The organism is Candidatus Tisiphia endosymbiont of Nemotelus nigrinus, assembly GCF_964026475.1.
In the GTDB taxonomy this organism is placed as follows: Bacteria; Pseudomonadota; Alphaproteobacteria; order Rickettsiales; family Rickettsiaceae; genus Tisiphia.
On sequence record NZ_OZ032151.1, the window covers coordinates 459,088 to 482,133 of the forward strand.

Sequence of the window (23,046 nt, forward strand, 5' to 3'; positions counted from 1 at the left end):
CAATTAATAGTTTATTAGGTAAAATATGAAGGAAGAACAAAAAGAAGTAGCCGAAGATATAACAGCTGATAACCAAATAAGTAGAATAGTTAGTAACTCACAAAAAATAAGTGATGAGCTGGAATATAATACATGGGCTATCACTAGTGCATCTAATCATTTAGTTAGTACAGTCACTAAAGCTGAAGATCAAATTAACAAGATGGTAAGTAATCTTGAACAATGCGTGACTCAGCAAGAGAAAATCATTAGTGAGATTAATACTGAATCTCGAATGCTTGCAATGATTCCTGAGAAAATGCAGAACAGAATTAGCGAAATCGTCCCACAAATAGCTACTGAGGTAGAAAAAATTTATAATTCTAAAGTTGAAGAAATAAGACAACAATTTGAATTAATTGAAAAGACACTATTCAATACAGCTAAAAATACTTCAGCTATTTTAGAACAGAAGGTTGATCAGTTCACAAAAGATTTAATACAGGGCGCAACAACGGCAGCAACTAGTAATATGCATAAATTTTTAAAAAACCTAGCTTTAGTTGTAATGTTTTCGGGTATAGTGTCTAGTGTCACAGCCTATGTGGTAACTAATAACTTTCCTAGATATGTAAGAGTAGAAAACGTTAACGGCTTATCTGTACACAACAGCACTGTTAGTGTATGGAGGAAGATGTCGCAAAACGAGAGGAATACTAAAATTAAAACTGAAACAAAGAAAAATTAAGGCGGAGGAAGGGAAAGAATGAGTAAAACTCATGCCTAAAAATCACATTAATGTTAAATTGTATTAAGGTACATAATATAAAGATATAAAAAAGTATAAAAATAAATAAAATAGTGTAGCATTTTTTCTAAATTTACAAGGTTAGATTTTATTTGAAGTAACGATTTAACCTAGGAGGCTGTCGGAGATGACTAATTAATTATATTTTGAGCTATTTTTCGGCGATAATAAATAGGATTTTTGAAGGAATAGTGTATCTATTTCAAGAAAATCCTGCTTATTAGCAGTCAAAAAGAGCCAAATATGGAATTACTTTAGTTATTTCCGACAGCCTCCTAGGTAGGTTTTTATTGAAACAATGTGCTTGTATGTATAATAAATAGTTTAATCAATAGATTATTTACTACAAATATTACGAAAACACCAACAAGAAATGTCTATATATTGTAAATAACTATAGGAAGTAGTGGGCAAGAATGACGATTGTAACAGAAAGTAAAGAATCAAAAAAAGAATTACAGAATATATTATATTCTTCAGTAGATGCAGTGACAATTGTTCACGAGGCAAAAGAATCACTAACCATAACGTTTAATCAGCAAAATAACGAATTAATAGTGCTTCCTTATAGTAATACTAAGCATATTATTGGCAAATTAGAGGAAGAATTTTGGTATAAGCCTCAAGAAGAGGAATTTACAGATATAATACTAAAACCGGTCAAGGGTAACTTTGTGATAATATGCCCTAACTTTGAAAATAATAGAAATTTAGTGGGAATAAAGGCAAGGGTAGAATTGGTTGCAGAAAATTGTCAAAATAATTCACTGGCATTTAAGGTAAAAACTCTGCAAATAGTAAGGGTTTATAATGTTATTTCTCCTCATCATAAAGTCAAGATAGTAAAATTATCAGAGATTATAGAGGATAAAAATTATAAGTTTGAGGATTATAAAGAGGCAATAGAAGATTTAATCTTGGGTATAAAATACATTCAAGATAATAATATGATTGAACTCCCCCTATTTGATTCTACTAAAGAGTCTTTTTTACAATATTCTCATAATTTGTGTTTTTTTATTATCAATGCTATTAACCAATATATGGCAATAGATAATGCAGCATTTCTATTTGGTAACATCATTCAAAGGCTAAGAAAAGCAAGATATAAATTACTGAAATATTTAGAATTTAAAGCAGCAGAAGAACAGAAAAAACAAAAAAACGACCCAATATTTCATGATAAATTAATTACTGGCAAAATATTGCCATTGATTATACTAGAGAAACGGAATGAAAAAGCCCTAATTCCTTGTACAGTAAATAATCGCATCACTGTGCCTTTATCGGTTAAAGAACAATTAATAAAATATCGAAAAATATCCCGAGTAAGTGAGAAACATGTAGTGCTAATTGCTCAAACAGATATTCCTTCAGAGAAACTTTTTAATAAAAAGTATCTCGGGGTATTAGCACGTTTAACAACTATACATGCGGATTTAAGCTCAAGAGTATATGTTAAGAATTATGTTAATTTAGCAATAATACCTGAAAAGACGGTAGAGGTACATATTATCAAACAAGAAAAACTATCAGGAAATGAAGAAAGTAAACAAGATATGTTTTATTGTGAAGTAAATATTTTGGAATATGAAGTTAGTAACTGGGATAAACTCCAACAGCAAGTACAAGACTGTTTTGAATTAGTTAAGGAAATAAGAAAATATATTAGTTATTTTGGTTATTCTAGCAAACAGTTATTAGGATTTGATAAAAATTTAACAACTGACATTAATCATATAATTAATATCAGTTATTTTTATATAGAAATGCTTTATGGACATATAGATGTAAACACTATAAAATTCTTAGAAGCAACCAATTTAAACCAAAGATATAATCAGATAAAAGAGAGTTTAGCCAAGCTTTTGATTATTAAGCACAAACAACATGTAGAAGAAATTATGAGTAAATCTCATGAATCTACTACAGAAGTCAATGAAATTCCGGAAGGTTATGCAGTAATAATATTTGATAAAGCAATAGCTAAATTCTTACCATTATCAAGCAGATATAAGGAGCTTACACCAGATATATATATGTTTAATAGTCATATTTTAACAACTGAGCAAATTATTCAGAATCATTACAAAGGTAAGCAAACAATATTATTAATAAAAGAAGATTTTGAAAAACACAATCCAAATAAAAATACCATACCTTCTATCAAAGCTAAAGTCATTAATACTGTATGTCTTGAAGACAACACAGCTCACATACGTATCATTCCCGAATCAAGGGTACGGGTAACAGAAATTGTATTAAAAGATGGTGTATTTTATGGAAAAGCAGAAGAAATAGAGGAACTAGCTGTTAGTAATGAGGAGGAATTAAAGCTATTAAGGATTTTAATTGAGCAAGTAATTGTTGCGTATACTAACAAACCTGATTATGACTATTTGGGGCGATGGTATCCTGTATACGAGTCAAGTAAATTGAACATAGAAACATATGCAGCAAACTTAAGTTATTACCTAGCAAATGAGATTTTAGGATATGACTATGATACCTCCTCGGATACTAACCTTATGCAAGAATTTTGCAGTAAAACTACTATAGAAAAACTTCAGTACTTACTAGATACTATAAATGGTAAGAATTTTAATAAGACCGCAGCAACTCAGGGCAATAATAGTTCAACCCAAGAAATAGCTAATACAACCCAACAAGAAGCTGTTAGTAAAGAGACTAAGATTGATAGTAACGATGTAGTTAGTATTATTAAAAGTAATAATATCACTTCATCTACCCCTACTACCAGTAAGGAATGGATAGATTTAGGCGCACGTTACAGGCAAATAATAAAGAGCCAGAAAAAGCACTACAATCATTTAATAAAGCTCTTGAGATTGATCCAAATGATCAAACTGTTCTTGCGTGTAAAGTGGCAGTACTAACTTATGGTTTAAAACAATATCAAGCAGTCATAGATATTTGTAATCAACACCCGTGTATTTGTGACATATTACCTGTATGTTCAGGAGATGCTTATTATGGGCTAGAAAAGTATGATGAAGCTATTAATTATTATTCCAAAATTGAAATAGTAGACTCAAAGAAGTATATATATTCCCGTTACAACATAGGTTTAGCATATTACAAACTAGGGAATTATCTAGAATCAACTAAATCATTTGATGAAGTATTAAAATTAAATGAAGGAGCTGAGCAACGAATCCCTAATGTGCTAAATGAGAGTGTATTATATAAATTATCTTATGATGATTTTACAGATGTTCAAGAGAATCAACTTAAAAATATCGAAGACGTATTAATTATCAATCCTCAGAGTATCAGTGCTTTGCTAATAAAAATGCGTTTCCTAATTCAACTAGGTAAGTATGATGAAGCATTAAACGTTAACAGGAAATTATTGGCATTTTCTTCTGACAACCCAACACTTATTTACTATCAAGGAATAATTTTTCACAAACTAGAACGAAATGAAGAAGCTCTTGAATATATCGTTAAAGCTATTGCGTTAAATGAAAATCCACGTAAGGAATGGCTTAGAGATAAAGCTATAATCTTATTTCATTTAGAAAAATACCAAGAAGCCATAGTAGAATATGATAAAATACTCAGCCAAGAACCAAAGAACCATATCATTTTAGCATACAAAGCATCTGCTTTGGTAGAGGTAAAAAAATATGATGAGGCACTTAAGCTATTAGAAGATGTTTTAGATATGTATCCCACCTATATAGATGCTATTACTAGAAAGGGTTCTGTCTATTTTGAAATGGGAAATTACCAAGAAGCAGTTAAAAATTATGACAAAGCAATACAACTAGGTGAAAATAGTTCTAAAGTAATATACTTTAGAGAACTTGCAATAGAAGAATTACGAAAACTAGCTATAGAAGAAGATTTAGCTTACTTAATTGAAAATACTCCTCTTCCTCCTACGGTTAAGATTCAGGCTACTGTTAAGCTTAACAGTATAAAATCCCTTAACAATACTGATAATGAAAGAAATGATCATATAAGATATTTACAGAATGTACTTAAATTACCATGGGGCAAATATGATAACACCAATATCGATTTAACCAAAGCAAAAGAGGTATTAGAACAGGAGCATTATGGGCTTGAAGAAGTAAAAACCCGTATTATAGAAGCACTAGTATTTATGACTCGTTCCACTGATGCTAGACCTCCTATAATATGTTTAGTAGGTTCGCCGGGCGTCGGTAAAACCTCAATAGCCAATTCAGTAGCTGCTGCTTTACAAAGAAAAAGTGTAACCTTATCGCTGGCCGGGGCTCAAGATACTCACATAATTAGGGGATGTATGACTTTTTATCGAGGGGCAACTCCAGGGAAAGTTCTGACATTAATATCAGAAGCTGGTACTTGTAATCCAGTAATGGTTTTAGACGAAATCGATAAAATGGATTCATCTAGAGGAAATAATTTAGAAGGAGCATTGTTGCAGCTAATAGATCCTTCGCAAAATAGTCATTTTACTGATGATTACTTTAATTTTCCATTTGATCTGTCAAAAGTATTATTCATTATTACCGCTAATTCCTTAGACAGAATTTCCTACCCGTTGCTTAATCGTATGGAAGTAATAGAAATAAGTGGTTATACCGAGCAGGAAAAGTTGCAAATAGCCAACAACTATTTAATCCCTAAGCTACTGAATGAAGCAAATTTGCCAATTGAACAGTTTAAAATAGATGAGACTATTATAAACAAGCTGATAAAACATTATACCAAAGAATCAGGAGTTCGAGATATTGAGAGAATACTAAGAACTATAGTGCAAAAATATTTAGTAGATGAATTACAAGGCAATAAGCCGATGATCGATCTAGCATTAATCGAGCAATATTTAGGTACTGCAAAATATCAAGATACTAATCCAGATAAGACAGCAAAGGTTGGAATTGCGATAGGACTGGCTTATACAGCAAGCGGTGGTAGTACCATAACTGTAGAAACTGAGAAATTTCCTGGTGAGGGTAAGATAAAAGCAACCGGTAAACTTGGTGAAGTATTGAAAGAATCAATTGAGGCTGCACTGGCATATCTTAAGGCTAATGCCCAACAATTGGCTATTGAACAACAATTATTCAAGAAATATGATTTACATCTCCATCTACCAGAAGGGGCTATAGCAAAAGACGGGCCTTCTGCTGGCATAACCATCTTTGTTGCTCTTGCTTCATTGCTAAGTGGCAAGAAAGTTAGACAAGATATAGCAATGACTGGAGAGTTAACCTTAAAAGGCAGGATTTTGCCGATAGGTGGTTTAAAAGAGAAACTATCAGCGGCAGTTAGAGAGAACATTACCACGGTAATAATCCCCGAAGGTAATAAAAGAGATCTTGCTAAAATACCACATGAAATTAGGGGGATATTAGCCATCAAAACCATATCCCATGCCAGTGAATTATTGGATATTATATTTGTTAATAAAAAATAAATATATTTTAACATAAAATTAGTTGACTATTTAATCTAGGTTATATTTAATTAAAATTATAGCGACTTTGAACAGAACTTAAACATGGTGAGAATAGTAACGTATGGCTGATGATTTTGATGATGGTAAAGGGCGGAAAGATATGGCAGATTTTGCTCAGATAATGAATGTTGTTAATGATATCAAAGGTCGTGTAAAAGACTTAAATCCTGTTACTTTTGAAGCATTAAGGGCTGCTCTTGCTAATGTCCTTGATGCTCATCCGGAAGTTGCTGAGTTTGCTAATATTAAGGAAATATTTGAACAATTAGAGTTGGCTCTTAAAGAAGAACAACGTGTTAAAGCGGTGATTGCCGCTTTGATTAATGACGAGAATAGAGCTGCCGAAGCCAAAAGAATAGAAGAGGAAGCAGCAGAAAAAGCACGTGAAGAAATAGAAAGACGGGCAGAAGTAGCTGAGGTATATAAAGCTTTTGATTCTTTGCGTGATACACATGTCAAAGGACAGGATGAAGATGATAAGAATTTAGATGCTGCAATAAAAGCTCTTGAAGAAGGTAGAGAAATTGATGAAGAGACCAAAAGAAAATTAACCAAAACCCCTGAACAAATAGAGGCAGAGAAGCGGCGTTGGCAACATATTGACCAAACCGACAAAATAGCTGACAAGGAGAAGAAACTCCATTCGGATGCAATACAGAAAATCAAGAAGCTTGAAGAAAAGGTTGCCCATCTACCAGAAAATCACCCAGAAAGAGTCTCTTTAGCTAATAAAAGAAAATATCATGAACATCATAATTTTGTAGCTGACACTAAGAAAGCCGAATGTAAAGAGTGTTATGATAAGGAAAAGAAACAGGTTGAAAAATTTCGCTGTGGTTTAGCAATTGCCAAGGAGAAAGGACGTAAGGATTATAAAGCATTTTTTCAAGACCGATTAACAGACCTTCAAGAAATGCACGAGGTTGCTCCGAATAAGATATCTGAAAGATTAATCACAGAGGAAACACCTCAACAAACTTCCACTCTTCTTCCACCGTCAGAAAGCCAAATTGTAAAACTATCCCCACAAAAATTAGATACAACAGTAATAGCTTCCAATCTTGATGGAACAATGAACAAACAAGAGGAGCTTGCAGGTAGAATACAAAAAGTATTAAGTGGTGGCAAAGATATTAAGATGCAATTACAGGAAGTAGGGGCTGCTAACCCAACTCCTGATCCAACCCCGCCGGTTCTAAAAGCTAAAGACCCTAACAAAGGCAAAGGTGGAAGAGATTAATAGTATCATGGAAAAATCAAAATATCTAAATACAGCTGAAGAGTATCAAAGTTCTGGAGAAGAGCATTATAAGTTAGCTGTTGATATGGAAGACAGAGACGAATCACAGAAAAAAATAGATGCCTGTTGGAGGTTCGTTGCTAAAGATTTTTGGCAAGCTTTAACTTTAGGTAGTAAAAAAGCTCCTATTTGGTTATTTAAATGCTTTAGACAAGGTGTTGGTGTAGAAAAAGACCCTTATATAAGAGATATAATGTATGGTGCAGCATTAAAGCTTACTCCTCAAGACGCTAAGAATATTAAAGATGCAAATAAACCAGTAATCTCTAAATCTATGCAACCAAGAATAGATGTATTAGTAAAATTAGTAGAAGATACTCATGCTAAGATTCCTGCTGAAGGGGTAACTATGGAGAAACTCCTTGATCAGATGGATAAATTTAACCATGCTATCAAACTTCCATCTGGCAAGTTAATACAGAGCTGTTTTACTGAAAGAAATACCCAAGATGCTTCTAAAACAAAAGAGTTGAAATCCCAAGCATTGGAATTAACAAAGCATCTACCAAATCATAATAAAACAACAATGGCTACTAAAGATCATCATTCTAGAAAAACTAATAAAACTATATCTAGAAAAACTTTTGGTATTTTATAAATAGGAGGATAAAATTATGGCAAAATCACAAGACTTAAATACAGCTGTAGAGTATCAAAGTTCTGGAGAACATTATTATAACTTGGCTGCTGATATGGAAGATAGGGACGAACCGCAGAAAAAAATAGATGCATGTTGGAGGATTGCTGTTAAAGATTTTTGGCAAGCTCTAACTTTAGGTAGTGAAAAAGCTCCTATTTGGTTATTTAAATGTTTTAGACAAGGTGTTGGCGTGGAAGAAAATCCTTATATAAGAGATTTAATGTATGGTGCAGCATTAGAGCTTACTCCTCAAGATGCTAAGAATATTAAAGCTGCAAATATACCAGTAATCGATAAGTCTATGAAGCCGGCAATTAAGAATCTTACTAAATTAGTACAAAAGACTCATAAGAAGATTGCTGATAAAGAGATAACTACAAGTAAAATGCTCGATCAAATGGATGAATTTAATCATGCTATCAAACTGCCAGGCGGCAAGTTAATACAGAGCTGTTTCATTAGTAAAAGCTCTGCAGCAACTACTCATGATGAATATGGGGCATCTAGCTCTGCACATAACGCCTCTTATGAGACTTGTCCTGATACGTCGTTTGGATCAGATGATGTCGGTGCAATGGGTGGAGAGAGTCCTTATTATCCTCCTCATCATTAGTCTGTTGTTGGCTATATAGGAATCTAGAAACCGTCATTGCGAAAAGGTCTAAGCCCCCCCCGGCGTCATTGTGAGGAAGGCCGTAGGTCAACAAAGCAATACATTTTTGGTCACTTTTTGGGATTGCTTCGTCACCACTAAAGTGGTTTCTCGCAATGACTTGGGGGGCTGCATTGTTTTGTTGCCACGAAGCGGTTTCTTGCAATAACGAAGTAATGTTAGCCGGGTAAAGAATGTCATTGCGAGACGGCGTAAGCCGCACAACTGTCGAAAGTTAGAAGAGGAAGGTATTTTAGGCAAGGAAATGTCATTGCGAGAAGACCGAAGGTCGACGAAGCAATCTATAAAACCATAAGTGGATTGCTTCGTCGCCACTAAAGTGGTTTCTCGCAATGACTTGGGGGGCTGCATTGTTTTGTTGCCACGAAGCGGTTTCTTGCAATAACAAAGTAATGTTAGCCGGGTAAAGAATGTCATTGCGAGACGGCGTAAGCCGCACAACTGTCGAAAGTTAGAAGAGGAAGGTATTTTAGGCAAGGAAATGTCATTGCGAGAAGACCGAAGGTCGACGAAGCAATCTATAAAACCATAAGTGGATTACTTCGTCGCCACTAAAGTAGCTTCTCGCAATGACGGAGAGGCTATCTAAAACATTAACGGGTTAGCTATAATGCATTGAAGAATGAAAAAATAAGCAATTCTGCAAAAATAATGAGAACAGCTATTAGTGGAGAATAAAAATCTGTTATATTTATCGATATAACCTAATAAAAATAATAAAGCTAACCCGAATAAGTTATTGATATTCCAAGCGTCATTGCGAGACCACGTGAGTGTAGTGTCAATCCACATCTGTTGGATTGCTTCGTTGACCTACGGTCTTCCTCGCAATGACGTGGGGTCGAAATGACACAATAGATATTATGTTTAATAAAAAATAATCACTGGAGAAATATGAACTATCCGAAACTAACAACATTGAGTTAACTATGAGCGAAGCTGTTCAAGAAAATGCTAGGATTATCCCTAATCAGCAGACTAGTCTTACAAAAGAACAAAGAGAAGCTGTTGGATTGCTTTCAATTGGAACATTCCTTGAATATTTTGACTTGATGTTATATGTCCATATGGCAGGGGTTCTTAATGAGTTATTTTTTGAACCAACTGATCCTCACACAGCCTCATTAATGATGGCGTTTGCTTTTTGTGCTACCTTTGTTTTTCGACCTATTGGAGCAGTAATATTTGGTTGGTTGGGTGATACTATAGGACGTAAATCGACAGTGATCATCACGACTTTTATGATGGCTGCAACATGTATTGTCATGGCTAATCTGCCTACTTATGCCCAGATAGGAAGTATGGCAGCTTGGATACTGACCATCTGCCGTGCCGTGCAAGGTATATCTTCTATGGGAGAGATGACAGGGGCAGAACTTTATTTAACAGAAACAATTAAGCCACCAGTACAGTATGCAAGTATTGGATTGATGTGGGTTTTTGGTGCTCTAGGAGAGTTAGGAGCTTTAGGGGTTGCCTCACTTGTTACTTCACATGGTTTTAACTGGCGTTTGGCATTTTGGCTTGGGGCAGGGGTAGCATTGGTTGGTTCTGTAGCCAGAACAACCTTGCGAGAAACGCCAGAATTTGCTGATGCCAAACGTCGACTCAAAAGAATCTTTGAAAAAACTAATACCGATACAGCTAGCTTAACAAACCACCCCGCATGGCAAGAGAAAGTTAATAAAAAAACCATCATAGCTTTCTTTTTATTACAATGTGCGTCACCAGTATGTTTTTATTTTCTTTATATATATTGTGGTGATATTTTAAAAACTAGCTTTAATTATACAATGGCAGAAGTTATTCATCATAATTTTATTGTTTGTTTAGTGGAACTCCTAACCTTATCAATATTATCTTATTTAAGTTTAAAAATATATCCATTATTAACCATGAAAATTATACTGATCATATCTTCTGTTTGTATCATATTTTGCCCGTATTTATTGAATTATGTTAATACTCCTTGTCAGTTATTTATGATTCAACTCGTTGTAATTTTATTTGAAGAATGTTTAGGTCCTGCTGGTTCTATCTTTTATAAAAGTTTTCCTGTCTTTAAACGCTTTACCTGTGTTAGTATTACATTTGCTATATCTCGAGCTTTGATGTATATCGTTACCTCTTTTGGATTTATCTACCTTACTGATCATTTTGGTCATTGGGGATTATGGGTTATTATGATTCCTACAATTATTGGTTTTGCCTATGGGCTACGTCATTTTGAAAAATTGACAAAAGAGTGTGGGAATTATCCTATTGGTTGGTTAGCCGAAAAAAAAAACAATTACTTGAGTTAGCTATGAGTGAACCTGTTCAACTAAATGCTAGGATTATCCCTAATCGCCAGACTGGTCTTACGAGAGAACAAAAAGAAGTTGTTGGGTTGCTTTCGATTGGGACATTCCTAGAATATTTTGATCTGATGCTCTATGTTCATATGGCAGTATTACTAAATGAGTTGTTTTTCCCAAAAACCGATCCTCATACAGCTACCCTTCTTTCAGCTGCTGCTTTTTGTTCTACTTACTTGCTGAGACCTTTCGGAGCATTAATTTTTGGTTGGATAGGGGATAATATAGGACGAAAATCAACTGTCATTATTACAACTTTGATGATGGCATTATCTTGTTTGGTAATGGCTACTCTACCAACTTTTGCTCAGATAGGTATTACTGCAGCATGGTTGGTAACTATATGTCGTATAATGCAAGGTATGACTTCTATGGGAGAAATAACAGGAGCCCAATTATATTTAACAGAATATCTATAACACCACCAGGACGATACGTTTCTGTAGCTCTGATATCTCTTTGTGCATCTATTGGCGGTTTTGTTGCTTTGGGTATAGCTTTTCTTGTAACCATTTATGGTCTTAATTGGCGACTAGCTTTTTGGTTTGGAGCAGGTGTGGCAGTGGTTGGCATGGCTGCTAGGACAACTTTACGGGAAACACCTGAATTTGCTGACGCTAAACGTAGCGTCAGTAAAAGTTTGCATAAGTTAGACAATAATGAGCCTAACACGGACGTAGATTATATAACGCAATATTCCATGGAAGTGCGTGAACAAGTTAGTTGGAAAACAGTGATAAGTTTATTATTAGTAGATTGTATATGGCCAGTAACATTTTATTTTACTTTTGTACATTGTACTAATATTCTAAAGTACTCTTTTAACTACACAGCTGAACAAATTATTAATAATAATTTTATTGTTTCATTTATGGTGGTTGGTAATGATGCTTTTGTTCTGTATTTTAGCAGTAAGATACATCAACTAAGTATACTAAAGGTAAGATTAATCTTATCTTCTATATATTTTCTTGTGGTTCCATTTTTATTGAATAATGCAGAATCAGGGGTTCATATATTGATAGTTCAATCTTTGATATTAATTGTTGCCTGCGATGCTGCACCAGCTAATTCAGTATTCTTTAAGCATTTCCCAGTTTTCAAACGCTTTACTTACGCTAGTGTAATATATGCCACGTCAAGGGCTTTAGTGTATTTAATTACATCTGTTAGTCTTGTCTATTTAACAGAATGTTTTAGTCAATGGGGATTATATTTTATTACAATTCCAACAATTATTGGTTGTGCATATGGTTTATCATATTTTATTAAACTCGAGAAAAATACTGGGAATTTTTCTGGAAAGAAAATTGCTGTGGATTCTGTAATAAATATTGATTAGGTGAAATAGTAGTTATCAAAGAGGAATAAATGATAAAATACCAAAAAGAACAGAGCCTAACTAAAGAACAAAAATATGCTGTTGGGTTACTTTCAGTTGGCACCTTTCTTGAGTATTTTGACCTGATGCTATATGTACATATGGCTGTACTTCTTAATGAGCTATTTTTTCCACAAACTGATCCGCGTACAGCCTCTATTCTCACAGCTACTGCCTTTTGTTCTACTTTTGTTTTTCGACCCGTTGGAGCATTAATTTTTGGTTGGATTGGCGATAATATCGGACGAAAGATAACGGTCATTATTACAACGTTTATAATGGCTATTTCTTGTCTTATGATGGCTGTTCTGCCAACTTATGCTGAGATAGGAATCACTGCTACTATATTAATTACAATATGTCGCGTTCTTCAAGGTATATCATCTTTAGCAGAAGCAACTGGAGCCGAGTTGTATCTGACTGAGATAACAGAACCACCCTTACGATATCCAGTTGTTGCTTTAATTAATGTATTTTCTATTGTAGGTATAGTGTGTTCTTTAGGAACTGCATCGTTTATTATGTTATTTGGTATTAATTGGCGTTATGCTTTTTTGTTTGGTATGGTAGTTGCTTGTGTCGGTTCTATTGCTAGAACTACACTGCGTGAAACATCAGAATTTGCCGATGCAAAACGTAGAGTTAAAAATACTTTTAATGAAGCAAATGAGGATATAAAACCTTTAGAAGAGCATATAATTTGGAAAGAACAAATACCTTGGAAAACACCTTTGGCATATTTTCTAATACAATGCGGTTGGCCGGTAATTTTCTATTTTGTATATATTTACTGCACTAATATTCTTAAAAATTCCTTTCATTATAATGCTACACAAATTATTGTACATAACTTTATTATATCAATAGTTCATTTATTTGGTTCTCTCATGTTAGTGTATTTAAGTTATAGAATGTATCCTCTAAAACTTCTAAATAAAATATTCATGTTATTTGTTATCATAGCCTTAAGTTTACCACTTTTTTTATCAAACATAACTACTACTTTTCACTTATTTCTAATTCAAATATTGTGTGTTTGTTTTGGTCCAAAACAAACACCAGCTACACCAATTTTTATTAAGCATTTTCCTATTTTAAAACGTTTTACTTATACTAGTGTTTCATTTGCATTATCACGTGCTGTTATGTATGTTATTGTTTCCTTTGGGCTTGTTTATTTAATAGAGTCCTTTGGTAGTTACGGATTATTTTTTATTTTAGTTCCTGTTTGTATTGGATATAAATGGGGATTAAATCATTTTGAAAAATTAGATAAGGGAATAAAAGGAAGTTGAGATAACTTACTAGAATATTTGTGCTTAATAAGTTTATTAAATATACATGTTTCACGTAATGCTTTTTCTAATTCAGGGGTTTCAAAATACTGGGCAAAAAGAAAAAAAGATAGTAAAGTTTCTTTGACTATTTTTTGAATCTTCTCAGGAGATTTAGCACCAATAGTCTGCATATTATGAAGTCGGTCAAAGAGTTTTATTATTAAAATATCTTTCTTATTTTGAGAATATAATATATTCAATGTTTCTGCCGCACTAATTTTTCCGTAGGATTTCACTCTAGTCAAATCTACCACTTGGCTAGCAATTTGCTCGCTAAAAATCCTACTAATCATGTCTTTGGTAAGAGTTGTATCTTCAATAGTATCATGCAGTAAGCTGGTAATGATCATATCAGTCCTAAAATATTGTATCATTTTTAATGCCGTATATTCAGCAACCATGTATGCCACCTCTATCGGATGGGAGTAATAGGGATCGCCGGATTGTCGCATTTGACTGCCATGATATTTTTTGGCGTAATATATACCTTTTCTAATCTCATCAATATCTACCGGTCTAGTTACTTGCTGGTTCAGCTCAGCTAATTTATTAAGTAACCTCTCAGCATATTTGCAATTTGCATATCTTTCTTCCCAATCATGCTCTAAAGTATTAGAATCTTCCATATAACTCCTACTACATATATTTTAATTATACTAAACTAGAAGTTAAAATACTAGCAAATAATTTATTAAATGCTTCTTAAAATAATAAGTATTTTGTTATATTTATGTTATATTAAGATTCGTAATATTGTTACAACTAGATAAGTTGGTATTTCAACTTAAATCTATAATTATTTTTTTTATATCACTTAGTGAAACCATAAAGTATTATATACTAAGTATGTTAATGTAAAATAATCACAGCGATAATATGGATTATCCAGTGTCAACAACAATATTGAGTCAACTATGAGTAAACCTGTTCAAGAAAATACCAATTTGTCCAGTAACCTAGTAGCATATTGACAAAATGCATACTTTGGGTTGTTCCAATAATTAATATCTTCTTCCATAAAAACCATATTTTTTTGAAAAAGATGAATATTTTTGCATTTTATTGTTGTATAACATAGACATCTACTCCCTTTATATTCACATACCATATAAATCGTTGTGTAAACTGTAAGTGACTAGACAAAATTATATTACTATAGAACTCTTGCTAAAAAAAACTAGAATAATGTTTTAATGTGTAATATATAGTTGTCCGAATGTAAACTATATTAAGTTTGTAATTAACGATTATGAAAGAATTGCATAAATTTGAGTGGGTAGAGAAGCTAGCGATCTTAATAAAAAGTGAAGACCAAATTAAACAGCAGAATGAAAAATACAAATATTTTTATCAATATAAGTTTGACACTGATAAGCATTACGATGCAGTGTGTTATCATGATAAAAAATTGAAGACAGATAAAAAAGAGTTAGAAGAAAAACTTAAGAAAGAGCAGAGGAAGTCAAAAGAAGCCAAATCACTAGACGTACTTAAGATAATAGAGCAAAAATTAGAACATAAGAATAAGCAAATATTGGAAATCGCTCATACTGTAACAGAAGCTAAAGAACGTAAAGCTGAAGTAGATAAGACAATTGCCGCACTAGAAGAACACAAAAGAAGTGAAAAACAATGGAACGCAGTGGAGAAAATAGCTAATGAGTGTCAATACCTCGATCCTGATAAACATAAAGTATTGAAGATATTTGTTAGTTTGGCTAGGAATCAAGAAGCAGCTATTACTGGCAATGGAATAGTTAATGATACGATTCTGCGTAATAAAATTATAAACTTTATAAGAAAGGAGGGCAATAAAATGGGTGGTAGAAAAACAAAGATTCAGACGACAGAAAAGCAGCTAATTTTTCTAACTTAATACAAGCAGACACTTCAAATCGTGCATTTTCCTTATATTAGGGAATTTGGGATAAAAGTTATCCTAAATTCGTATAAATTGTTATATTTTATTATTTATTTCAGAGTACCTTTAGTTTATTCTCTAACTTTACCTATACAATCAATTTGAGAATAACTAGTGTACTCTATACTTTATTATAATAATCTCGATTATAGTGGTCTTGAGACAAAATTTAATAAGGTGATTAAATTTTTACAGGAAGGTGATTTTAAATCAGCAGAAGTTAGAAAGCTAAAACCTACCGATTATTTTAGAGCTAAACTGGATATAACTAATCGGGTGTTGTTTAAGCCTATAAAACATAAGAATCAGTATTGTTTACTTATTTTAGAAATAATTCGAAATCATGATTACAATAAATCGAGATTTTTAAAAGGCGGAGAAATAATTGAGGAAGATGTAGAATTTAAACCATTTGCAATAAATAACATTGAGTTATTAAATGGTAACTCTACCGCTACTTCGTCTGTTCACTTGTTAAACAAGTTTATTATTTTTGATAAGCAGCAAGAAGATATATTACACCTCAATTTGCCTTTGCTGATTATTGGTTCTGCTGGTAGTGGAAAAACCTCAGTAACTTTAGAAAAACTTAAAAGACTTGAAGGAAGAATCCTTTATACAAGTCTATCTAGCTATTTGGTACATCATTCACAAAAATTATATTTTTCTTGCAACTACAGTAATGATAAACAACAACTTGATTTTTTATCTTTTAAAGAATTTCTAGAAACTATAGAAATTCCTAAAGGAAGGCAAGTTAATGAAAATGTATTTTTACTATGGTTTAACAAGCAAAATTTTGTTAAATCTATAGGGGACGGGCGTAAGGTATTTGAAGAATTTATGGGTGTAATAGCTGGCTCTTCTGTTGATAAAGCTTATCTTACTAAAGAAGACTACCTCAATTTGGGAATCAAGCAGTCGATATTTTCACCCGAACAACGGAATGAAATATATAATCTTTTTCAAAAATACACTGAGTTTTTAGATAAAGAAAATTATTATGACAGTAATATTATTGCCTATACATATACTAATTTAGTTGAGTCTACTTATGACGCAATTCTTGTTGATGAAGTTCAGGATTTTACTAATAGCCAATTATCTCTAATATTCAAAAGTTTAAAAGATAGAAGTCAATTTTTGTTATGTGGAGACGCTAATCAAATAGTTCATCCTAACTTTTTCTCTTGGTCTCAACTAAAATCCTTTTTTTATAATGATGCAGACTTAAGTACACATAATATCACTAGGATTCTAGCAAGCAATTATCGTAATACCTTGGAAGTCACTGAGTTGGCTAATCGTGTACTCCGCTTTAAGAATTATCGTTTTGGCTCAATAGATAAAGAGAGTCATTATCTAATAGAAAGCACTTCTGAAAACCATGGTAGTGTTAGTTGTCTAGAAGCTACACCCAATATTATAAAAGAAGTAAATGCACGAACATCTAAGTCTATAAGTTACGCCATTTTAGTGTTACATGATCATTACAAGCAACAAGCAAGAGAATTTTTTAATACTCCACTTATATTCACCGTACAAGAAGCGAAAGGATTGGAATATGAGAATATAATTCTCTACAATTTTATATCCTCTGAACAAAGTTATACTACTATTAGCAAGGATATGGATAGGTCATTTCTTGACTCAGATTTTAAATATTCTCGAATGAAAGACAAATCAGACAAGTCTCTTGAAATATATAAATTTTATATAAATTCGCTGTATGTTGCAATTACTAGGTCTATTTGTAATGTTTATATAATAGAGTCTAATCCTACGCATAAGTTCTTGTGGCTATTAGATATTAATCAAATTAAGGAAGTAAATATTGAAGCCAAGGAATCTTCTAGAGAGGAGTGGCAAAAGGAAGCGAATAAATTAATAGTACAAGGTAAAGAAGAGCAGGCAAAAGCCATTGAAGACAACATATTGCAACATAAAGTAATTCCGTGGAAAATTATTGATAATCAACAATTGATTCAATTACAAACAGCTGTACTAGAACAAAAAACTGCTAACAAAAAGGATGTAATTAAACTGCTTAATTATGCAATAATCTATTCTGATTCTGCAATAATAAGAAAACTACAAGATATGGGAATAAAAGCTGCAAATAATATTGCAAAATGTGTTGCTTTAATGCAGGATGAATATTTTAGTGATTATACTTATAAAAATACTAGGTTCTGTGAAGTTTTGTAAAAAAATAAATTAAAAAGAAGGAGAGGTAGTGTATTTTCTATTTTAGACAATCAAAAACACTACCGGAATGAATTATCATATAAAAATCAGAGAATGGCAACAAATTATTGAAATATTAAGAAAAAGAAAAGATATAAAAACAAGAAATGAGGATAAGCTTAGACGATTTATTGAAGCAATATGGTACATAACACGTTCAGGATGCCAATGGCGGTTGTTACCGAGTGTTTATGGTTCATGGCGAGCAGTGCATATGAGGTTTAAAACTTGGTCTAATAAAGGAATATGGACCGATTTGTTTGAGCAAGTACAAGCTAATCCTGACATGGAATCAACAATGATTGACGCTACTATAGTTCGTGCCCATGCATGCTCAGCAGGTTATAAAAAAGATAGCCAAGATCAAGAAGCTTTAGGGCGTAGTAAAGGAGGTTTTACTACTAAAATCCATGCCTTAGTTGACGCTCTTGGTAATCCTTTAAAGTTTATTTTAACTGCAGGTCAAAGACATGACATTACACAAGCCAACTCATTGGTTAAAGATATTAAAAATACTATGCTCCTTGCCGATAAGGCATATGATAGCAATGCTTTTATTGAGCAGCTTGAAGAGCAAAATTGTATAGCTGTTATTCCATCAAAAAAGAACCGAAAACAGCAAAGGGAGTACGATAAACATATCTATAAAGAACGTCATTCGATCGAATGTTTTTTTGGTAAAATTAAACATTTTAGACGAATTTTTTCGAGATTTGATAAAACTGCTACTGCTTTCTTGTCTTTTTTGCAATTTGTTGGAGCTTTTATATGGCTTCGTTAGAAAACTTCACAGAACCTAGATGTTTAGTCCCAGGGTGTAATGTTGTATATTATAAAGAATTACCATCAAGAGAGGAATTATGGGACAAATATTACACGGCTGTGCCAAAACGACAGAGGCAATACGTTTCGCAATCCAAAATAGTCAAGAGAGCTTAAAGACTTTAGCAAGAAAATATTCTATTAATCCTAAAACAGTTGCTAAGTGGAAGAAACGAACTACATTACAAGATACTTGTATGGGTCCCAAAGAACCATCTTCTACAGTATTAACTTCTGAAGAAGAAGCTATGTGTATAGCATTTCGTAAACACACTTTATTATCTTTAGATGATTGCTTATATGCTTTACAAGTTAGTATTCCCAAGCTTACTAGATCTTCTTTACATAGACTTCTTCAACGCCATAATGTTAGTAGGTTACCGGAAGTAAAAGGAAATAACAAAACCAAGAAGAAGTTTAAACTTTATCCAATTGGTTATTTCCATATAGATATTGCTGAAGTCAAAACAGAAGAAGGTAAACTCTATCTATTTGTTGCTATTGATCGCACTTCAAAGTTTGTGTATGTAGAACTTTTACCAAGATGTACCAAGACAGAAACAGCACAATTTCTTCGTAATTTAATTAAAGCTATACCTTATAAAATTCATACTATTTTGACAGATAATGGTATTCAATTTACTAACAGAACAGTAGATAAGCATGCTTGGATGCATATTTTTGATCGTATTTGCTATGAATACAATATTGAACACAGGCTAACAAAAGTTAATCATCCATGGACTAATGGACAGGTAGAACGTATGAATCGTACTATTAAAGAGGCAACTGTTAAACGTTTTTATTATGACAATCATCAGCAACTTAAACAACATTTATATGATTTTATCAATGCCTACAATTTCGCAAAAAGACTTAAAGCTCTTAAAGGTTTAACTCCTTATGAATTTATCATAAAAACATGGACATCTGATCCAAATAAATTTATTATTAACCCTAACCACCACATCCTGGGACTAAACACCTAAGGAGCAAAATTGGACTTTAGACATACCCAAAAATACCCTATCTAATGGCGGGGGTGGTAGTATATCTTCATGTATGCATCTTGTGTTGGATTGATAGGAAGTTTTGCTGTCCTAGCCTGAATATTGCATGAGAAGAGGTTTATGGTATGGTTGTATGAATTTTGAAAATTAAAAATTAGCAAAGTAGAGAAAAGGGGGTAAAAATGCTCTAAAATCGATAATTTTCTGATTTTAGATAAAATCCCCCCTTACCCCATTTTATCTAAGCACCGGGAACAGTGCTAATTTAGCTCATTCTAGAGCTAAAACCTGCAATATATCATTCCATATATGTTGATAAGGATATGAAGAAGATAGCAGAAACTTGATACGTCTGCTATTGCGAATAATTACTGCTCCGATTTTGAACAATTTCAAACGTATCGTTCCTACCTGTGCTTTAGCTAATTCAGTACCCTGCAAAAACTTGTCACGTATATATTCTACTAATGTATAGGCAAGACTCGATAAAATTAGTTTGAGTTGATTAGCACACCATTTATGGCATGAAGTGCGATCGGCAAACAGCTCTAACTGTTGCTCTTTTATACGATTTTCCATATCTCCACGCATACAGTAAATTTTATCATATAAATCTTCTGGCTTACCTGATAGATTAGACACTTATATCTTTAAATTATGATATAAGTAATTGTAAGAGGGTGACTTGATAGACACTGGACTGAAATAGTCGTAAACAGAATAAGTACCCTCTTACAATTACTTATATCATAATTTAAAGATATAAGTGTCTAGCAATACACCGTAAGTTCAACCCTACAGCCGAAATTAACGTATTAATAATGTCTCCTATTACCCCTTTCAAGTAGTATTCTTACCAAAGAATAGCTCAAAATATAATTACTTTAGTTATCTCCGACAGTCTCCTAGTTCATCTCATTAACTTGTAATTTAGATTTCTCTAAGTATTTTAATATTTCTTCATGTAAGGCAGTCCATTTAACTTGTTTTTTCATGAGCGGTAGAAATTCTTCCTTCCATACTTTTATATATTTCTGAGAATGTTCTTTTTCGCATTTCTGAAATTCAGAAGAAATATTTGTTTTGAACATAGCTATTAAATTTGAAGCCTCAGTAATTTTATGACTATTTAAAGATTTCAAAGATAAAATGTCTTGTTGTAAAATATCTATTTTATTTAAAATATTGCTCTTAAAGGTATGATATAGCAAGCTTATATCATACCTTAAATCAGAATTATAATATATTTCCATTGTATCTATTAGACTATTGAACACTCCACGTGATACCTCTTGTTCATAACTTGTAAGGCAGGCTAATAAATATTTATAATCTTCTTCATTTAAATCACATGGTTTAACAAGCATATGAATTTTGGAATGCAAATTATTGAATGTACTATAAATACTATCTCGATACTTGCCTAAAAGCTTAGGAAATATATCTTGTTGCTCCAATGTCAAAGGTAAATCTTTCCTAATTTTTATTGGTAGATTATGTATTGAAAACTGATATACTACCCACATAAAACTATCATCAAATTCATTTGAGTAATTGATACGATCATCAGGTAAATTTATCTTACCTTTTTTATCACTCCAAGGGTGTATCTTATAAAGAAATCTATTCAGCCTTTCTTTTAATTTTAAAATAGCTACGTTTTTATCTCCCATTTTATATAAGACTTTATCCATTAAGTGTTTAGCCTTGTTATGGTCTATTCTATCATTTATATGCAATCCTATATTATTTCTTTCCAATAACTCCCAATCAAATAATTTATGTGGATCAACTTTACGCAGCATATAACTACCAAGTGCTTCATTGTACAATATTGTCCCTATTTCAGCATGACTAAATACCATATCTTTTCTTATTTTAAAACGTTTCATAAGATATAGGAGCAATTCTTTTACAGATTCCATTTGCTGTTGTGGAAACAACTCTCGTCCAGTATTAACTATCTCTATACCGATAGAATAATCATTTAAAGCTGTTAACTCTTCAAACTGCTCACCTATTTTAATTTTAGCATAACTAATACCAGCATGGTATGCTTTCTTTTCTAAAGGAACCGTTAGCGTAATACTACCATCTCTATCTACAATAAAATGAGCAGATAAACCTATTTTATTTAATAATTCTTTTGTATCTTTTAATGTTGATATAGCAGTGTGATGAACTATAACCATTGATACTTTTTTATTTTCTCTATCACCATAATTTGCAATTGGAGCAGGGGCTAGGAACAGTAAATTTTTCTTTTGTAATAAAGGAAGTTTTTTTTGTAGATGGTGAAAATCATTTTGAAAGATTACAATATCATGATGTGGTTTAGATAAAGTACGCCCTTCTTTATGGCAACACCCAGTATTTAACAATGCAACTATTATAACAAGATAATATCTTAAAAAAATATCAAGAGCTTTATTGGTCATACAAATATAAATATTTTGAGCAAAATGTGTTTAAAAATCAAGCATAGCTAACAATATTAACATTACGTTGTCCATTAGCTAGCAGTAGCTTTGCTGTATATATGCTTCGCCTATTTTTTTATTGAACACAATAAATTAGGTGTTGTTTCTCCATTGCTACAACCATTGCATTAATTATATCCCAAGGAATCAACCGTGATTGATTTCATGTGAGTATATCAGGCTGCGAGGAGACGTAAACCGAAAAAACAATCCAAATCTTAATATATTTATCCTTTTGGGATTGTTTCATTGCAGCAAGGTAGCTCCTTGCAATTTAGTACGTATGCGTACCATCTCTCTATTTTGTGTGCATTACCTAGTCTCGCTAATAGACGTCAATTTACCGTGACTAAATGTTAATCGGTTAGCTATACGTATTTATATTCTAGACTATATCAATGGTAAGTTCAAGAATTAATCAGGGCATCTTATCCTAACCTGAATATTGCATGAGAAGAGATTTAAGGTATGGTTGTATGAATTTTGAAAATTAAAAATTAGCAAAGTAGGGTATATCGTCATGAGATTTTAGCCCACATTAGTAACCCCCTTAGACAAAGAGCCGCCATGTATGATTTTGTATTTTTAGCATATCTTGTTGCTATACCACGCCAT

At 32.5% G+C, this 23,046-nt stretch carries 17 protein-coding genes; 14 read left to right on the forward strand and 3 right to left on the reverse strand.

Annotated elements, in window-relative coordinates; translation table 11 throughout:
- The first annotated feature begins 25 nt into the window (after positions 1-25).
- From AAGD39_RS02260 to AAGD39_RS02305, 10 genes are all read left to right on the forward strand, one after another.
- Entirely contained in the window at positions 26-727 is a 702-nt protein-coding gene (locus AAGD39_RS02260; protein ID WP_341757007.1) for a hypothetical protein, read from the forward strand.
- 476 nt (positions 728-1,203) lie between these two features.
- Positions 1,204-3,684: a hypothetical protein gene (locus AAGD39_RS02265; protein ID WP_341757008.1), complete on the forward strand. Its 2,481-nt coding sequence runs from the start codon at positions 1,204-1,206 to the stop codon at positions 3,682-3,684.
- Positions 3,672-6,221 (forward strand): S16 family serine protease, encoded by a 2,550-nt coding sequence (locus tag AAGD39_RS02270; protein ID WP_341757209.1) that lies wholly within the window; start codon positions 3,672-3,674, stop codon positions 6,219-6,221. The genes AAGD39_RS02265 and AAGD39_RS02270 overlap by 13 nt, the downstream gene beginning before the upstream one ends.
- Positions 6,222-6,324: 103 nt before the next feature.
- A complete protein-coding gene (locus tag AAGD39_RS02275; RefSeq protein WP_341757009.1) occupies positions 6,325-7,503 on the forward strand; it encodes a hypothetical protein in 1,179 nt (392 codons plus the stop codon).
- Between the two features lie 7 nt (positions 7,504-7,510).
- Complete coding sequence (locus AAGD39_RS02280; RefSeq protein WP_341757010.1) at positions 7,511-8,161, forward strand: hypothetical protein; 651 nt, start codon at positions 7,511-7,513, stop codon at positions 8,159-8,161.
- Between the two features lie 16 nt (positions 8,162-8,177).
- A complete protein-coding gene (locus AAGD39_RS02285) occupies positions 8,178-8,816 on the forward strand; it encodes a hypothetical protein (protein ID WP_341757011.1) in 639 nt (212 codons plus the stop codon).
- A 989-nt stretch (positions 8,817-9,805) separates the two neighbouring features.
- Positions 9,806-11,179, forward strand: coding sequence for an MFS transporter (locus AAGD39_RS02290; RefSeq protein ID WP_341757012.1), 1,374 nt, complete (start codon positions 9,806-9,808; stop codon positions 11,177-11,179).
- A 2-nt stretch (positions 11,180-11,181) separates the two neighbouring features.
- Positions 11,182-11,652: an MFS transporter gene (locus tag AAGD39_RS02295; RefSeq protein WP_341757013.1), complete on the forward strand. Its 471-nt coding sequence runs from the start codon at positions 11,182-11,184 to the stop codon at positions 11,650-11,652.
- Between the two features lie 68 nt (positions 11,653-11,720).
- Entirely contained in the window at positions 11,721-12,575 is an 855-nt protein-coding gene (locus AAGD39_RS02300; protein ID WP_341757014.1) for an MFS transporter, read from the forward strand.
- Positions 12,576-12,604: 29 nt separating this feature from the next.
- Positions 12,605-13,909, forward strand: a complete 1,305-nt coding sequence (locus tag AAGD39_RS02305; protein ID WP_341757015.1) for an MFS transporter — start codon at positions 12,605-12,607, stop codon at positions 13,907-13,909.
- On the opposite strand, the gene AAGD39_RS02310 is transcribed toward AAGD39_RS02305, so the two are convergent.
- Positions 13,870-14,577, reverse strand: a complete 708-nt coding sequence (locus AAGD39_RS02310; protein WP_341757016.1) for an HD domain-containing protein — start codon at positions 14,575-14,577, stop codon at positions 13,870-13,872. The two genes, AAGD39_RS02305 and AAGD39_RS02310, sit on opposite strands and share 40 nt — an antisense overlap.
- A 623-nt stretch (positions 14,578-15,200) precedes the next feature.
- On the opposite strand from AAGD39_RS02310, the gene AAGD39_RS02315 reads away from it, so the two are divergent.
- The 4 genes from AAGD39_RS02315 (at position 15,201) to AAGD39_RS02330 (ending at position 19,930) form a co-directional block, all read left to right on the forward strand.
- Positions 15,201-15,827, forward strand: coding sequence for a hypothetical protein (locus tag AAGD39_RS02315; RefSeq protein WP_341757017.1), 627 nt, complete (start codon positions 15,201-15,203; stop codon positions 15,825-15,827).
- Between the two features lie 159 nt (positions 15,828-15,986).
- On the forward strand, positions 15,987-18,080 hold the full coding sequence (locus tag AAGD39_RS02320) for a UvrD-helicase domain-containing protein (RefSeq protein ID WP_341757018.1): 2,094 nt from the start codon (positions 15,987-15,989) through the stop codon (positions 18,078-18,080).
- Positions 18,081-18,147: 67 nt separating this feature from the next.
- Positions 18,148-18,900 carry an IS5 family transposase gene (locus tag AAGD39_RS02325; protein ID WP_341756107.1) on the forward strand — a complete coding sequence of 251 codons (753 nt, stop codon included), beginning with the start codon at positions 18,148-18,150 and terminating at the stop codon, positions 18,898-18,900.
- 79 nt (positions 18,901-18,979) lie between these two features.
- Positions 18,980-19,930 (forward strand): IS481 family transposase, encoded by a 951-nt coding sequence (locus tag AAGD39_RS02330; protein ID WP_341757019.1) that lies wholly within the window; start codon positions 18,980-18,982, stop codon positions 19,928-19,930.
- A 291-nt stretch (positions 19,931-20,221) separates the two neighbouring features.
- Here the strand turns inward: AAGD39_RS02330 and AAGD39_RS02335 are convergent, their stop codons facing one another.
- The gene (locus AAGD39_RS02335; protein ID WP_341757020.1) at positions 20,222-20,593 is read right to left on the reverse strand and encodes a transposase; all 372 of its coding nucleotides are present in this window, start codon (positions 20,591-20,593) and stop codon (positions 20,222-20,224) included.
- 263 nt (positions 20,594-20,856) lie between these two features.
- The gene (locus AAGD39_RS02340; protein WP_341757021.1) at positions 20,857-22,389 is read right to left on the reverse strand and encodes an N-acetylmuramoyl-L-alanine amidase; all 1,533 of its coding nucleotides are present in this window, start codon (positions 22,387-22,389) and stop codon (positions 20,857-20,859) included.
- Positions 22,390-23,046 lie beyond the last annotated feature (657 nt).

Bases quoted from the DNA above. Each gene is read 5' to 3' on its own strand.
- AAGD39_RS02305 (WP_341757015.1), top strand. From the start codon at position 12,605: ATGATAAAATACCAAAAAGAACAGAGCCTAACTAAAGAACAAAAATAT.
- AAGD39_RS02265 (WP_341757008.1), top strand. From the start codon at position 1,204: ATGACGATTGTAACAGAAAGTAAAGAATCAAAAAAAGAATTACAGAAT.
- AAGD39_RS02295 (WP_341757013.1), top strand. From the start codon at position 11,182: ATGAGTGAACCTGTTCAACTAAATGCTAGGATTATCCCTAATCGCCAG.
- AAGD39_RS02330 (WP_341757019.1), top strand. From the start codon at position 18,980: ATGGGACAAATATTACACGGCTGTGCCAAAACGACAGAGGCAATACGT.
- AAGD39_RS02325 (WP_341756107.1), top strand. From the start codon at position 18,148: ATGAATTATCATATAAAAATCAGAGAATGGCAACAAATTATTGAAATA.
- AAGD39_RS02260 (WP_341757007.1), top strand. From the start codon at position 26: ATGAAGGAAGAACAAAAAGAAGTAGCCGAAGATATAACAGCTGATAAC.
- AAGD39_RS02315 (WP_341757017.1), top strand. From the start codon at position 15,201: ATGAAAGAATTGCATAAATTTGAGTGGGTAGAGAAGCTAGCGATCTTA.
- AAGD39_RS02340 (WP_341757021.1), bottom strand. From the start codon at position 22,389: ATGACCAATAAAGCTCTTGATATTTTTTTAAGATATTATCTTGTTATA.
- AAGD39_RS02310 (WP_341757016.1), bottom strand. From the start codon at position 14,577: ATGGAAGATTCTAATACTTTAGAGCATGATTGGGAAGAAAGATATGCA.
- AAGD39_RS02275 (WP_341757009.1), top strand. From the start codon at position 6,325: ATGGCTGATGATTTTGATGATGGTAAAGGGCGGAAAGATATGGCAGAT.
- AAGD39_RS02280 (WP_341757010.1), top strand. From the start codon at position 7,511: ATGGAAAAATCAAAATATCTAAATACAGCTGAAGAGTATCAAAGTTCT.
- AAGD39_RS02290 (WP_341757012.1), top strand. From the start codon at position 9,806: ATGAGCGAAGCTGTTCAAGAAAATGCTAGGATTATCCCTAATCAGCAG.
- AAGD39_RS02285 (WP_341757011.1), top strand. From the start codon at position 8,178: ATGGCAAAATCACAAGACTTAAATACAGCTGTAGAGTATCAAAGTTCT.